This is a genomic window from Paraclostridium sordellii (assembly GCF_000953675.1).
Classification (GTDB): domain Bacteria; phylum Bacillota; class Clostridia; order Peptostreptococcales; family Peptostreptococcaceae; genus Paraclostridium; species Paraclostridium sordellii.
Genome location: NZ_LN679998.1, coordinates 1472643 through 1487521 on the forward strand (window position 1 = coordinate 1472643; position 14879 = coordinate 1487521).

Here is a 14879-nt window from a genome sequence, read left to right on the forward strand (position 1 = left end):
TAAATTATCTCTTTTTTATTTATGCATAATAGATTAAGTTATTGGCTTATAAATTAACATTCAATTTTAGTTATTATCTTGATGTATCTTTTTTGAATTCATATGTGTAAGAAAAAGAGCAAGACCAATTGAAAAAGCAACCCAAGGAAATGCAGCATGAACAAAATCTGCCATTTAGTTTACCCCCTTTATAATTTTGTGAAATAAACATTTAATTATATTAAGCTAAATTATACTCCTACTTATAGTTTATTTCAATATTTTCAAATTGGTTATATTATAGTTAATTGATATTTGATTAAATATAATGTATTAGAGGATTTTTTTATCCAAATAGTATATAATAATATAAAGATTATTTAAAATTATAATAAAGGCAATGAAAAGGAAAGTAGCTTTAAGAATACTTTTACAGAGAACTTCTATTTGGTGAGAGGAAGCAGAGGATATTAAAGTGAAAATGGCCTTGGAGCTGTGCACCGAGATTTTTATAAAATTAAGGCTGCAACGGGTTCACCCGTTATAGTGATAGAGTATAACCATATAATATGGCGTACTTGAAGAGGTGTATATTGTAAAATATACATGAATTAGGATGGTAACACGAAGTTTAACTCTCGTTCCTAAGATTAATTTCTTAGGGATGAGAGTTTTTTTATTATAAAAAATTATTTAGGAGGTATTTAATATGAATGTTTTTATAGGAGGAGCATGGCCATATGCTAATGGATCACTTCACATTGGTCATATAGTAGCATTATTACCTGGAGATGTTATAGCTAGATACTATAGAAAAAAAGGAGATAATGTACTTTATGTATCAGGTAGTGACTGTCATGGAACACCAATATCAATTAGAGCCAAGTCAGAAGGAGTTACTCCAAAGGAAATAGCAAACAAGTATCATAGTGAATTTAAGTATTGTTTTGATAAATTGAACTTTTCCTATGATTGTTACGGAAGAACTGATGATGAGTTTCATAAAGTTGAAGTTCAAAATATAATAACTTCTTTATATAACAATGGTTTGATTTATGAAAAAGATGTAGAACAGATTTACTGTAATAGTTGTAAGCAGTTTTTACCTGATAGATATGTTGAAGGCATATGTCCTAATTGTAAATCAAATGCAAGGGGAGATCAATGTGACAACTGTGGTTCTTTACTAGACCCAATAGAACTATCAGATAGAAAATGTAAGTTATGTGGTGACTTTCCTTCAGTAAAAGAATCTAGACAACTATACTTTGCTTTATCTAAATTTCAAGATGTTATAAAAGATAATCTAGATAAAAACAAAGATAAATGGAAAATAAATGCTGTAAATAATACAGAAAGATATCTTTTTGAAGGATTACATGATAGAGCCATATCAAGAGATATTTCTCTAGGTATAGATATACAAATAGATAAATTTAAAGATAAGAAAGTTTATGTTTGGATAGATGCTGTACTTGGTTATCTTACTATGAGTAAAAAATGGTCAATAGATAATAACAAGTCATATGAAGAGTTTTGGAAGGAGGATGCAATTTCTTATTATGTCCATGGAAAAGATAATATTCCGTTTCACTCAATAATACTACCAGCTTTATTAAAAGGTATTGGTTATAAAAAATTAGTTGATAGAATTGTATCTAGTGAATATCTAACATTACAAGGAAAAAAGATTTCAACTAGTAACAACTGGGCTGTATGGGTTCCTGATATAGTAAAGAGTTATAACTCTGATTCCTTAAGGTACTTCTTCTTGATAAATGCTCCAGAAAAACGAGATTCAGATTTTTCATGGAGGGAATTTGTAAATAGCAATAATGGAGAGTTACTAGGAGCTTATGGGAATTTAGTAAACAGAACTTTAGTATTTATAAAAAAGTATTATGATAATAAAGTTACTAATGGTGAGATTGATGAAGCTATTAAGAAAAGTATAAAAGATTTATATGATGAAGTAGGTGTTCTTATAGAAAAAGGAAACTTAAGAATTGCACTGGAGAGTATTTTTGAAGTTATAAGAAGTGTAAATAAGTATTTTGATACAAGTACACCTTGGTTAACAGTAAAAGAGGATAATGAAAAGTGTAGAAATAGTATATATACTTGTATTTATGCAATTTCTAATTTAGCTAATTTATTAGAGCCCTTTTTACCAGACTCTTCATTTAAAATAAAAGATTGGTTATCTATTAATCATAGTAATTGGAGTGAGATAGAAAATATACATTGTAATTTAGCAGATGATATTTCTATATTATTTGAAAGACTTGATAAGAAAGTAATAGAAATTGAAGAAGAAAATTTAAAAGTAAAAGTTAATTAAATTAATTAAAAAACAATGAAAATGACCTTAGAATTTATTTGGATTCTAAGGTCATTAATTTCATGAAAAATAGATAATTAAGAGTAATAATTTACTTAAAAAGTATTTTTTATTTAGAATCTATTATTTCTTTAGCCATGTTCACTAATTCATCTTTAGTTAAATCAGAATCTGTTGCTAGGAATGAATAATAAACTTCTCCGTCTTTCCAATTTAAAAAAGTTTGTTTTTGAGTTTCAATTTTTGATGAACCATAGCTAAATACAAATTTTCCAGATTGCTCATCTAATTTATCTTGAGCTGTCATTTTATAATCAGCAGGGACAAGCTTATTTGTATAAGAAGAATAATATAAATTAATATTTTTGTAATTTTCTAACAACTCTTTATTTTTATCGCTTTCTCCTAACATTTTACCTTTCATAAAAAGCATTAATGTATCTTTATTTTTTGTATATTTAAAACTAACACCTTTTGATGTTCCAGCGACTTCATTATTTTCATCTAGACCTTCTGTTTTTGAAATATATCCGCCTTTAAATTCATATCCATTCTTAAACTTTTCAACTAAATTTGGATTAAATCCTAAATCGGAACTTATTTTTTCATTGCTTGGAATAGTTGTGTAAGTAGGTATATTACTGGTTACCTCTAGTAAAGAGGTTATCTTACCGATTGCAAAAGCTGATGTAGTTAATATAAATGTAGCTGCTATTACAGCCACAGATTTTTTCATAAACGATGAACTTTTATATAACTTTCTAGGTTTCATATAATAAACATCTCCTTTTTCAGGTAAATTATTTAATGTAGTACGAACTATATTTTTAAAACTTTCTGGGGGATCTAAAAATGCACTATTTAAATCCTTTTTATTCATAAAGTGCCTCCATATTTTCTAAATTTGTTTTTAATAATTTTCTTCCTTTTGATAATCTGCTTTTAACAGTACCAGATGGTATTTTTAAAATTCGTTTAATTTCTTCTATAGAATATCCTTCTACATAGTAAAGAACCATAGTTATACTAATGCGTTTAGGTAAATTTTTTATTGCTATATAAAGTTCACTATAGTCTTTTTCATTTTCTGATTTTAAGTCATTGATACAATCCTCATAAGGAATGCTTATTTTTTTCTTTGACTTTAGCCTGTAACATTCATTCATTAAAATTCTAATTAACCATGTTTTAAAGTATTCTTCATTTTTTAATGTATGTAATTTATTAAAGGCTTTTAAAATAGCTTCTTGAACGGCATCCTCACAATCTGCATCATTTATTAGTATTGATTTTGACACATTGTATAGAGTTTTTTCACATTCAAGAACCTTGGTTATAAATGTTTTTCTATCCAACTAATTTCCTACCTTTCTTAACAAATTGTAGCGCTACTATTTGCTTTCATTAAATTAGATATTTTTACTGGGTAAAAGGTTCATTTTATTTTTAATTTTTTTATAAGATTAATATAATTTTGAGTTGAACTAGTAGTTTTGTATTCGTATATTAATATTTAAAGATTAATAGCAAAAATACATTTAAAATCTATTTATTTGAATTTTAAATCTATTAGTTAATTAGAAATTAAAATAAAACTCTAAAATGATTGGTATTAAAAGATATTATAAATACTATATTAACTTTATAATATCATGAATTTTCTGATAATTTAAGAATTATATATATTAGTTATGAAAAATGGGGTGAAATAGAAGATATAGAATATAATTTATCATGCGATATTTATATATTATTTGAAAGGCTTGATAAGAGAGAAATAGAAATTGAAGAACAAAATTTAAAAATAAAAACTAATTAAATTAGTTAAAAAACATATCTAAAGATAATAAAAATGCCCTTAGAATTTATTTGTTTAAATTCTAAGGGCACTAACTTATAATTAATTATCGAAATCTTTGTATAAACAATATTTATCATTATCTATAAAATAAATTTTTTCTATATCATCAATATAAAGTTCATCTATATCCCCTGTATAAGAAAAACTAACACCAATACCACAATTAGAACTTAGTTTTCGAGGAACAGGACAAGACTCATTTACTATTTTGACTTTAGTTAAAAACCTAGAAAATTTTATAGCACCAGAGTGAGTAAAAAATGTAGCAAAATAATTCATACTACTTACCACATCCTATTATGAATTCATCATCAATTTCTTTTATGTAAACTTCATATCCTGAATTTTCCATAAATCTCTTAATGTTTTGACATGCAGCATGATTATCAACTAAAACCTCTATACCATCTGGGCTTTCTTCTAGCCCTTTTTTAGACATAAGAACAGGTTGAGGACATGAAAATCCTCTAGCATCTATTTTTTTAACCAAAATTAACATCTCCTTTTATTTTATTTTTATTAGTTTTTTCAGATTTACAACTATAATATGATATGAAACCTAATATTACAAAGCAGATAATAACTGCTATTTGGCCATTTGGAGTAGGGCCTTTTGGAGAAGAAGCTAACTTAAAGTTATGACAGAAAGCAGCACCTATAAGCATACCTAATATTGTTATTACAGAGTCGATATTACCTTCACCAGATAAAACTAACTGTCTCATAGGGCATCCACCTAATAATACAGAACCCCATCCTGCTACTACCATACCTAAAAAGTTCCATAAACCATTTGTATGAGCTACTGGTTGATTTACAAAACTTGGTTTGAAAAATCCAAATATTAAGTTTCCAACAAATGCAGCTACAAGCATAGCTAAAAATCCTAATAAAAGATAAGAATCTTTAAATAAAAATAAATCTCTAAATCCACCAACCATACATAATCTAGTTTTTTGGCATACAACCCCAACTACAAGTCCTACTGCTAAAGCAACTATTACTGGAGCGTGTTGAGAACCTGGTCCTTTTATTGAAAATAATAGTAAAGAAGATGATGATATTAATAAGACAAGCAATATAACATTTATTGCAGGAAATAAGAAACCTTCAAGTTTGGTTTGTTTGTAATTTCTTTTAAGAGAGAAGCCTTTTTGTAGACAAAAGATTCCAATACCTATACCAGCAACAAAACCAACTATACCAAATATAGCATTTAAATCTCCGCCAGCTAATCTAAGTACCATTCTAGTAGGGCAACCTAAAAACATTAAAGCACCTACCATTATCATAAAGCCTAAGCAAAATCTTATAAATATTGATGAACCACCACGAGATTTAAATTCACGACTTGATAATGATAAGATAAATGACCCTAAAACTATTCCAATTATTTCAGGCCTGATATATTGAACTACTGAAGCATTATGAAGACCAAGAGAACCTGCAATATCTCTTATGAAGCACGCTATACATATACCCATATTCTTTGGATTTCCTAAAAATACAGATATTACCGAAATAAATCCGATTAGAGCACCTCCAATAATTATATTTCTTTTTTCTTTCATAATAAAACCCCCTTGGATAAATTTTCCATTAGAGTATAACATTAGAAATTGTCAAATTTTGTCAAAAACTGGAGTATATATAAATTTGATAGAAGTGGTATGACCTATAGAAAAAAACAATTAAAGATTAATTCAAGTAAATGCTATATTAAACTTAGTATAATTTTTTATAGGAGGACAAAAATTGAGTAGAGTATATTGTGACAATGGAGCAACATCATATCCAAAAGCGCCTTTAATGGCAGAGGTAATTTCAGATTATATAAATAATATAGGGTGTAATGTAAATAGAGGGGCATATTCAACTTCTTATGAAGCTGAAAATATTGTTTATGAAACAAGAGAATTAATATGTGAGTTATTTAATTTTGATAAAGCTGAAAACGTTGTTTTCACACCTAATATTACTAATAGTTTAAATGTAGTTATTAAGGGATTACTAAAAGAAAATGATCATGTTGTAGTTTCCTCTATGGAACATAATGCAGTTATGAGACCTTTAAATTTTTTAAAAGATAAAAATGTAACTTTTACAAGGGTTATGTGTAATAATTTAGGAGAAATTAATTTAGAAGATGTGGAAAATGCAATTAAAGATAATACCAAAGCTATAATTATAAATCATGCATCAAATGTATGTGGAACTATTTTGCCTATAAAAGAAATAGGGGCTTTGTGTAAAAAGCATAATAAGATATTTATATTAGACACTGCTCAAACTAGTGGAGTGATTGATATAGACATGAAAGAATGTAATATAGATATACTTTGTTTTACAGGCCATAAAGGATTACTAGGGCCTCAAGGTATAGGTGGATTCTTGATAAAAGATGAATTGGTATCAAAAGTTGATTCATTAATACAAGGTGGAACTGGTAGTTTATCTGAAGATGAAACTCAGCCAAATTATATGCCTGATAAGTATGAAAGTGGGACTTTAAATATAATTGGAATTTATGGACTTAATAGAGCTTTAAAATATATAAAAGAGATTGGGATTTCTAATATACATAAAAAAGAAATGAAACTTACAAAACAATTTATAGATGAAATAAAAGCTATTGATGAAAGTTTAATAGTTGGAAAAATGGATATTGATAATAGAACTAGTGTGGTTTCTCTTGATTTTAAGGAACTTGATAATGGTGTAGTTTGCCATGAACTTGATAAAAAATATAATATATCAACTAGAAGTGGACTTCATTGTGCTCCTTCTGCCCACAAAACATTAAAAACATTTCCTGATGGCACAGTTAGGTTTAGTTTTGGGTATTTTAACAGTGAAAAAGAAGTTGATTATGTTATTGATTGTATAAAGAAAATATTAAATAAAAATAATTGTAAGAATCTATAATTTAACGTTTAGAAAATATAACTGGGAGTGATTTATTAAAAATTAATTCTCAGTTATATTTGTATTTATATAAATTATCAAAGGATATAAAAAAGACAACTATAGATTTTATTTATAGGTTTAATTGTTGATATAGAAAATAACTTTTGGAATTAAAAATAAACATATGATAATATCTATCCTAGTAAAAGGAGAATTTTACCAATTAAGACGATTCTATTAAAATGAAATTCTGTTAATTAGAAACAGATAGGTTAAACTGTGATTTTAGTTATAAAAGTTGACAGAATGAGTTATCACACAAGGGGGATAAAAATGAAATTTTTAAAAAAAAGTTGTAGTTTGGTAATATCATTAGTTTTAAGTTCTATGCTATTAACAGGCTGTAATTTAGCTAAAAATAAGAATCAAGATAGTAGTGTTAGCACTAATGAAAAGAAAGTAGTTAAAGCTAATAAAAAAGCTCCAGATACCTTAACTTCCAAAAAACATAGCAATGAAACTATAAAGGAAATTTCAACAAAAGATTACTTAAATGATGATATATTAAGTAATCAAGATAAGAAAACTGTAAATAACAAATCAGATGGAAATAGGATTGTATCTAAAAAGGAAGTTTCAAAAAATAGTTATGAAGTACATAATGCCAATAAAAAATACAATAAAATCAAAAGTGAAGATACCAAGTTTATTGAAGAAAAGGAAGTAAAAAAAGACAATAAAATTAAAAAAGAGGACATTAGACATAAGGCAGATAATCAAGCAAAAGAAAACAATATAGTCAAAAAAGAAGATAACAAGCCTAAAGAAGATAATGAAGTGAGAGAAGTTGAAAAAATAAAAGGTGAAGATACTAAACCTGATATAGACAACCAAGTAAGAAAAGAGGATAAAACAAAAGATGAAGTTAACAAACCAGATACAGACAATGAAGTAAAAGAAGATGAAAAAACAAAAGACGAAGGCAATAAACCAGATACAGATAATGAAGTAAAAGAAGATGAAAAAACAAAAGACGAAGGCAATAAACCAGATACAGATAACGAAGTAAAAGAAGATGAAAAAACAAAAGACGAAGGCAATAAACCAGATACAGATAACGAAGTAAAAGAAGATGAGAAAACAAAAGACGAAGTTAATAAGCCAGATACAGATAATGAAGTAAAAGAAGACGAAAAGACAAAAGATGAAGTTAATAAGCCAGATACAGATAAAGAAGTAAAAGAAGACGAAAAGACAAAAGACGAAGGCAATAAACCAGATACAGATAAAGAAGTAAAAGAAGATGAGAAAACAAAAGATGAAGTTAACAAACCAGATAAAGATAAAGAAGTAAAAGAAGATGAAAAAACAAAAGACGAAGGCAATAAACTAGATACAGATAATGAAGTAAAAGAAGATGAAAAGACAAAAGATGAAGTTAACAAGCCAGATGAAGAATTAGTTAATATAAATGATGAATATTTAAGAAAAGCTGTTAACAAGGCTTTAGGAAGAGATGAAAATTCTCAAGATAAAATTACAGCAAAGGATATGGAAAACATAACTAAAATTGATAGTGGGTTTTTAGCATTATACACAGATGAAAAAGGAGAACCAAGAAGAGGTATTAAAAGCTTAGAAGGATTAGAGTATGCTAAAAATCTTAAGACTCTTAAAGTAAGTATGAACAGTATAACTGATTTAACTCCAATAAAAGATTTAACAAACTTAGAGTTTTTAGAAGTATTTAGAAATGAAATAAGTGATTTAACGCCATTAAAAAACCTTAAAAATTTAGAACACTTAGATATATATAACAATAAAGGAATAGTTAATTTAGAACCTATTTCTAAACTTAACAAAATAAACTTTATTGATATGCACTATTGTAATAGACGTAGCGCTAGAGTAACTTTTGAAGATTTAGGAAGTCTTACAAATCTAGAGTTTTTAAGTATTGATGATGATTTTGTTGATGACCTTAGTTTTGTAAGAAATCTTAAAAAGTTAAGTACTTTTAGTTGTAATAACAATTATGTAACTGATTTAAGTTATATACAAGCTTTAGCTACTGATTCTTTTGAAGATTGGTCAGGAGATAAGTTCTTTAATATGTATGGACAAATGCTTAAAGAAGATATTAAGGTAGAAGCTCCAAGTGAAGGAATTGTTTATAAAATGAAATGTCGAGTTACTGGAGCTGATAAATATATTGAAAAAATTTATAAAACTTATGAAATAACTGAAGGACTTCCAGCAATATCTAATAAAGATGAAAATAAAAATATATCTCTTAGATATAATAAATTTACTAATGAACTGGAATTAACAGTAGGTAAAAATACTAGTTCTAAAAAAACTAATACTAAATTTACTGCAGTATTAGAATATGGTATGTATAGTTTAAAAATGACTTTTGATATAACTCAAGATGGAGTTAAAGATATATCTAAAGTAGAGGTAAATGAGATATAAATATTTATTAAAAAGTAAAATTAGAGTATGTATATAAAGGGCTATGAATTAAAATTCATAGTCCTTTATTAATAAATTAAAATTCAATTTTACTTACTTTCTTCATTTGCTTTTTTAGAATTCTTATATTTATAGAATTATTAAAGTTTCTTATTCATTATTATATTAGTTTTTTTGTAATTTAACTTTTCATATAAATTTATAGCTTTTGTATTATGTCCAAACACATGAAGTTCTATCTTTTCTAATTTCAATGACCTTGCAATATTTTCAATTTCCTCCATTGCTTTTAATCCATAACCTTTGCCTTGATATTCTTTGTATATATTTAAGTCATATATAAAGCCTAAATTATTTTCCTTTACATTAAGCCAAATCATGCCAATAACCTTATCAATTTCATTTAATATGGAAAATAAATAATTGTTATTTGAGTTTACTCCATTAGGAAGTAGTTTATCATCTTCAGTCCAATTTCCAGATTCAATCTTTTCTTTAGCATAAGACTTTACTGCATTATCTATGTAGTTTTCAAATTCAATGCTAGACATTTTTCTTAATATACTCATGTTATCACCCCCTAAAATAGTTTAAGATATGGAATAATTGATAATTTAATTGTAGCAGATTTAGAGCTTATTAATTATTATCTAGATAAGATACAAGTGATAATTTAGATAATAAAATTAGTTATGTACATAATAAATAAACTTTTATTTATATAACTTAAAATAAGGCATTGTATTTCGAATTAATGAAACTATTTTACAATTGGAAAATGATTGAATATTTCGTATAATATAAACAAATAGGAAAGGGGGGGATTTGAATGAAATTGAAATTTTGTGTAATGGGATTAGCAGTGTCAGTTTTGGTTTCAGGATATGGAATAATCACTAGTAGTTCAGCGGATGATAATGGTAAAATATCTAAAACTATTGATACTATTAGAGGTTACTTTAAAACTAATGATAATGGAGAAACTTATGGAACTTACATTGATAAGGGGGAGGGTGAATATGAAGAACCAGACCTTATGGCAGTTATTGGGGTAAATGATGTTGAGGGATTTGTAAAAAAAGCTGATTTATATGATGAAGAAAACCAGCCAAATAATCCTGAAGAAGCAATTGCTTATATGGAAAAAAGAGAAAAAGAAGGGTCTAGGTTAATTCCGGTTTATGAAAAAGATGGTAAAACAGTAATAGGTGAATATAGAATTGATTAAAAATAATAATATATTTAATTTATTGATAAAAAGTACTAATTTGAAAGGTTTTATGCTTTAGGTTAGTGCCTTTTTAGAATACTTTGTGGGGGAGTTTGAGATTATATAGCATCTTCCTTCACTGAAAGCCTAAAGTGCAGGCTTTAACGTTTCGTCAGATTGCTATATAATTTCAAACTCTTTCACCGTTATTTTTTTAGTTTTTGTTTAGGGATACCATATTTTTTATTAAGTCTATTAAGAGTAAATATGTAAAAAGCTAAAATCAATGAAAAACAGGGGTTAACAATAGTTATAGGTAGTGATTTGAAAAGCATTATTAAGCTTAATAAAATAGATAAAATACTTACTGTTAAAAGTAAAGAAACCCTAGATTTTGTATATTGTTTAAAATCTATAAATTTTTTATCTGATTTATTTTTATAAAAGTATCTTATTTGTAATAGAGCTAAGATTATACAAAATATTCCATAAGTAAAAAATATAAAAGCAAAAAACTTCATAAAATTCTCCTTTAGATAAAATTTATTGTATATTTAAATATTAAAAAATGAGTTTAACATTTAAAGAGGGAGAAGTGTGAAACTTGGACTAAGGTTTAGATATTATAGACTAAAATATGACTTTGTATAAGGGAAAGTTATAAGTATTGGAAAAAAAGTGATTAAGATGGTAAATTATTATTAATAAAGAAATAAATAAAAAACTATAGCTAATATCAAAAATATATGATATAATAATATTTGTAGAGATACAAAAGTAAATCAAGATAAAATCTTGATATAGGTTAATAGGAGTACATTTAATGAATAATGGAATAGTAAAATGGTTTAACAATGAAAAAGGATTTGGTTTCATAACAGTAGATGGAGGAGAAGACGTATTCGCTCATTTCTCAGCTATACAAACTGATGGGTTTAAATCATTAGAAGAAGGTCAAAAAGTAAGCTTTAATATAGTTAAAGGTGCTAGAGGACCTCAAGCAGAAAACATAACTATATTATAATATATATTCATGTTAATTCAAAAGACACATTTGTGTCTTTTTTTATTTAAGAAACAAAACGTTTAGATTATACAATATATAATCTAGTAGGTGGTGAATTTAATGATTAGTATTACACATAAATTATTTTTTCAAATATTAAATCCTTTTATTTTAGGAGGAATTTTATTTGTTGGGTATAAATCAATATGCTCTGTTGAAAAAAAGATAACTAAGATAATAAAGAATTTTTAATAAATTTTTTATTATTTAAGTTAAGATCATTTTGATTTTAATCAAAAGAAAATTTTCAAAAGTTTTAAAGATAATATTATCTAAAACTTATTAAATATAGATAAAAGTAATGCCCTTGGAATCTATTAATTTAGATTTTAAGGGCATTACTTTTATTTAAAGTACATAAACGGCAATTTTTTACTTTCTAAAATTATAATCTTAAGTTTATCAGCGTTTTCAATAAATCTTATATTAATTTGGTTAAATGAATTTTTATAAATGTCATATATAATTGACACTAAAATTTATATAGAGTATTATAGAAATAAGTCATATATATATGACTTTTATTGTAGAGGTGATTTTTTATGAATAAAGTAAAAGAGTATAGAACTTTAGCGAAGATGTCTCAGTTAGAACTGGCAAAAAAAGTAGGGGTTGCAAGACAAACTATAAATTTAATTGAGAATCAAAAGTATAATCCATCTTTGGATTTATGCATTAGGATTGCAAAAGCTTTGGGAACTGACTTGAATACACTATTTTGGGAGGATGAGTAAAAGTATGAATAAGCTAGAGACAAAACTTTTAAAACATTACATAGGATATGAACAACCAAGGGATGAGTATCAACAAGGTGTAATTAATGAAACACTTACAACTGCAAATTTATACACTTTTTACTTACTTACAATTTGTATGGTAATTAGTCTTATTTTTGATTCTATTAATCATAAGTTTACCTTTGGAACTTTTGCTTTGTTTTTTATTCAACAGTTTAATTGTTATTATGTTTTAAGTAAAATGAGAAAATCTGGAGTAGATGTAACTGAATTTGATGATGATATGGATTATAAGGAACAAGTAAAGATTTTAAGAAATAAAACTATAATAGGGGCTATACAGTGGACTTTGTGGATGGTTGTTGCAATGGGATATATTTTCCCAACTTTATGGGGAGATCCAATAAATATGGATTTTACTCAAATAATGATATTTATTTGTGGTGGTATTTTATTTGGAGTACTTTGTTATATTTTTGCAAAAGGAAAGTTAAAGAAATTAGAAGATTAAGATATATTTAATTATTGTTAAGAGTACTAATTTAAGGCGTTTAAAACTTTAGGTTAGTGCTTTTTTAGTTTGCTTTGTGGGGGAGTTTGAGGTTATATAGCATCTTCCTTCACTGAAAGCCTAAGGTGCAGGCTTTAACGTTTCATCAGATTGCTATATAACCTAAAACTCTTTCCTCGTTATTTTTTTAGTTTTTTTGTTTAGGGATGACATATTTTTTATTAAGTTTATTAAGAGTAAATATGTAAAAAGATAAAATTAACGAAAAACATAAGTTAGCAATAGTTATAGGTAGTGATTTGAAAAACATTATTAAGCTTAATAAAATAGATAAAATACTTACTGTTAAAAGTAAGGAAACCATAGATTTTGTATATTGTTTAAAATTTATAAATTTTTTATCTGGTTTATTTTTATAAAAGTATCTTATTTGTAATAGAGCTAAGATTATACAAAATAGTCCATAAGTAAAAAATATAAAAGCAAAAAAATTCATGAAATTCTCCTTTAGATAAAATTTATTGTATATTTAAATATTAAAAATGAGTTTAACATTTAAATAGGGATAAATATTAAACTTGGACTAAGATTTAATTATTAGGGAATGAAATATAATTTTTAATAAGGTGGTTTTAAGTATTAGAAAAAAGTGATTAAGAGGATAAATTATTATTAATAAAGAAATAAATAAAAAACTATAGCTAATATTAAAAATATATGATATAATAATATTTGTAGAGATACAAAAGTAAATCAAGATAAAATCTTGATATAGGTTAATAGGAGTACATTTAATGAATAATGGAATAGTAAAATGGTTTAACAATGAAAAAGGATTTGGTTTCATAACAGTAGATGGAGGAGAAGACGTATTCGCTCATTTCTCAGCTATACAAACTGATGGGTTTAAATCATTAGAAGAAGGTCAAAAAGTAAGCTTTAATATAGTTAAAGGTGCTAGAGGACCTCAAGCAGAAAACATAACTATATTATAATATATATTCATGTTAATTCAAAAGACACAAATTGTGTCTTTTTTTATTTAGAAACAAAACATTTATATTGCATATTATGTAATATAGCAGGTGGTGAATTTTATGATTAGTATTACGCATAAATTATTTTTTCAAATATTAAATCCTTTTATTTTAGTAGGGATTTTATATGTTGGATATAAATCAATGTGCTCTGTTGAAAAAAAGATAACTAAGATAATAAAAAATCTTAAATAAATTTTTATTATTTAAGTTAAGATCATTTTGATTTTAAGCAAAAGAAAATATTCAAAAGTTCTAAAGATAACATTATCTAATAACTTATTTGACATAAATAGTAGTAATGCCCTTAAAATTTATTAATAGATTTTAAGGGCATTACTTTTATTACTTCTTAAAATAAGGTACTTTATTTAAAGATTTATGAAACTATTTTGTGATTTGGAAATAATTAAATATTATGTATAATATAATCAAGATTTTAAATCGTTATAAAATTTGAAATGGGTATTGGAATATAATCTGACAAATATAAATTATAGGGGGATTAAGGATGAAGAATTTTAAAGTAATTAGTACTTTAGCTTTAATAATGAGTTTAATTACGATGGTAGGTGGGATTGGGATAGTAGGTTATTATGTAGATAATTTATATATTCGAGGACTATCAGTATTTGTTTTAATTATGTCATCTATATTAGTGGCTAATATGAGCAAATTAGTATTTAAAGAGGTAAAGTAATATAGGTTTATCAGATAATACAAAATTTATAGGAAGTTTTTATATACTATAAATA

Annotated in this window: 18 protein-coding genes and 1 other annotated feature; of the genes, 11 read left to right on the forward strand and 7 right to left on the reverse strand. The window is 25.7% G+C overall.

The window, feature by feature from the left end; all coding sequences use genetic code 11:
* Positions 1–370: 370 nt before the first annotated feature.
* Positions 371–628: a binding site (T-box leader), on the forward strand.
* 60 nt (positions 629–688) lie between these two features.
* On the forward strand, positions 689–2320 hold the full coding sequence (metG, locus tag ATCC9714_RS07135; RefSeq protein WP_057544870.1) for a methionine--tRNA ligase: 1632 nt from the start codon (positions 689–691) through the stop codon (positions 2318–2320).
* 109 nt (positions 2321–2429) lie between these two features.
* Here metG and ATCC9714_RS07140 read toward each other — a convergent pair whose 3' ends face one another.
* From ATCC9714_RS07140 to yedE, 5 genes are all read right to left on the reverse strand, one after another.
* Positions 2430–3200: a hypothetical protein gene (locus tag ATCC9714_RS07140; RefSeq protein WP_057544871.1), complete on the reverse strand. Its 771-nt coding sequence runs from the start codon at positions 3198–3200 to the stop codon at positions 2430–2432.
* Positions 3193–3675 (reverse strand): RNA polymerase sigma factor, encoded by a 483-nt coding sequence (locus ATCC9714_RS07145; RefSeq protein ID WP_057544872.1) that lies wholly within the window; start codon positions 3673–3675, stop codon positions 3193–3195. Before ATCC9714_RS07145 ends, ATCC9714_RS07140 begins: the two co-directional genes overlap by 8 nt.
* A gap of 545 nt (positions 3676–4220) precedes the next feature.
* Positions 4221–4460 (reverse strand): DUF3343 domain-containing protein, encoded by a 240-nt coding sequence (locus tag ATCC9714_RS07150; RefSeq protein ID WP_021124336.1) that lies wholly within the window; start codon positions 4458–4460, stop codon positions 4221–4223.
* Position 4461: 1 nt separating this feature from the next.
* Positions 4462–4680, reverse strand: coding sequence for a sulfurtransferase TusA family protein (locus tag ATCC9714_RS07155; RefSeq protein ID WP_057544874.1), 219 nt, complete (start codon positions 4678–4680; stop codon positions 4462–4464).
* Complete coding sequence (yedE, locus tag ATCC9714_RS07160; protein ID WP_057544875.1) at positions 4664–5752, reverse strand: YedE family putative selenium transporter; 1089 nt, start codon at positions 5750–5752, stop codon at positions 4664–4666. Before yedE ends, ATCC9714_RS07155 begins: the two co-directional genes overlap by 17 nt.
* 184 nt (positions 5753–5936) lie before the next feature.
* On the opposite strand from yedE, the gene ATCC9714_RS07165 reads away from it, so the two are divergent.
* The gene (locus tag ATCC9714_RS07165) at positions 5937–7106 is read left to right on the forward strand and encodes an aminotransferase class V-fold PLP-dependent enzyme (RefSeq protein ID WP_057544876.1); all 1170 of its coding nucleotides are present in this window, start codon (positions 5937–5939) and stop codon (positions 7104–7106) included.
* Positions 7107–7421: 315 nt separating this feature from the next.
* Positions 7422–9563, forward strand: coding sequence for a leucine-rich repeat domain-containing protein (locus tag ATCC9714_RS07170; protein WP_057544877.1), 2142 nt, complete (start codon positions 7422–7424; stop codon positions 9561–9563).
* Between the two features lie 140 nt (positions 9564–9703).
* Here the strand turns inward: ATCC9714_RS07170 and ATCC9714_RS07175 are convergent, their stop codons facing one another.
* A complete protein-coding gene (locus ATCC9714_RS07175; RefSeq protein WP_021124344.1) occupies positions 9704–10132 on the reverse strand; it encodes a GNAT family N-acetyltransferase in 429 nt (142 codons plus the stop codon).
* Positions 10133–10392: 260 nt separating this feature from the next.
* Here ATCC9714_RS07175 and ATCC9714_RS07180 point away from each other — a divergent pair, with 260 nt between their 5' ends.
* On the forward strand, positions 10393–10791 hold the full coding sequence (locus tag ATCC9714_RS07180; protein WP_057544878.1) for a hypothetical protein: 399 nt from the start codon (positions 10393–10395) through the stop codon (positions 10789–10791).
* 188 nt (positions 10792–10979) lie between these two features.
* On the opposite strand, the gene ATCC9714_RS07185 is transcribed toward ATCC9714_RS07180, so the two are convergent.
* Complete coding sequence (locus tag ATCC9714_RS07185) at positions 10980–11294, reverse strand: hypothetical protein (protein ID WP_057544879.1); 315 nt, start codon at positions 11292–11294, stop codon at positions 10980–10982.
* 302 nt (positions 11295–11596) lie between these two features.
* Between ATCC9714_RS07185 and ATCC9714_RS07190 the strand changes: the two genes are divergently transcribed.
* The 7 genes from ATCC9714_RS07190 (at position 11597) to ATCC9714_RS07210 (ending at position 14824) form a co-directional block, all read left to right on the forward strand.
* A complete protein-coding gene (locus tag ATCC9714_RS07190) occupies positions 11597–11797 on the forward strand; it encodes a cold-shock protein (RefSeq protein WP_021124347.1) in 201 nt (66 codons plus the stop codon).
* A gap of 102 nt (positions 11798–11899) precedes the next feature.
* Complete coding sequence (locus ATCC9714_RS17705; protein ID WP_021124348.1) at positions 11900–12031, forward strand: hypothetical protein; 132 nt, start codon at positions 11900–11902, stop codon at positions 12029–12031.
* A gap of 350 nt (positions 12032–12381) precedes the next feature.
* Positions 12382–12573 carry a helix-turn-helix transcriptional regulator gene (locus ATCC9714_RS07195; RefSeq protein WP_021129927.1) on the forward strand — a complete coding sequence of 64 codons (192 nt, stop codon included), beginning with the start codon at positions 12382–12384 and terminating at the stop codon, positions 12571–12573.
* 4 nt (positions 12574–12577) lie between these two features.
* Positions 12578–13087 (forward strand): DUF3278 domain-containing protein, encoded by a 510-nt coding sequence (locus ATCC9714_RS07200; protein ID WP_021124350.1) that lies wholly within the window; start codon positions 12578–12580, stop codon positions 13085–13087.
* A 794-nt stretch (positions 13088–13881) separates the two neighbouring features.
* On the forward strand, positions 13882–14082 hold the full coding sequence (locus tag ATCC9714_RS07205) for a cold-shock protein (protein WP_021124347.1): 201 nt from the start codon (positions 13882–13884) through the stop codon (positions 14080–14082).
* Positions 14083–14184: 102 nt separating this feature from the next.
* Positions 14185–14319 (forward strand): hypothetical protein, encoded by a 135-nt coding sequence (locus ATCC9714_RS17710; RefSeq protein WP_021124352.1) that lies wholly within the window; start codon positions 14185–14187, stop codon positions 14317–14319.
* 316 nt (positions 14320–14635) lie between these two features.
* Positions 14636–14824, forward strand: a complete 189-nt coding sequence (locus ATCC9714_RS07210; RefSeq protein ID WP_021124353.1) for a hypothetical protein — start codon at positions 14636–14638, stop codon at positions 14822–14824.
* The last annotated feature ends 55 nt before the right edge of the window (positions 14825–14879 follow it).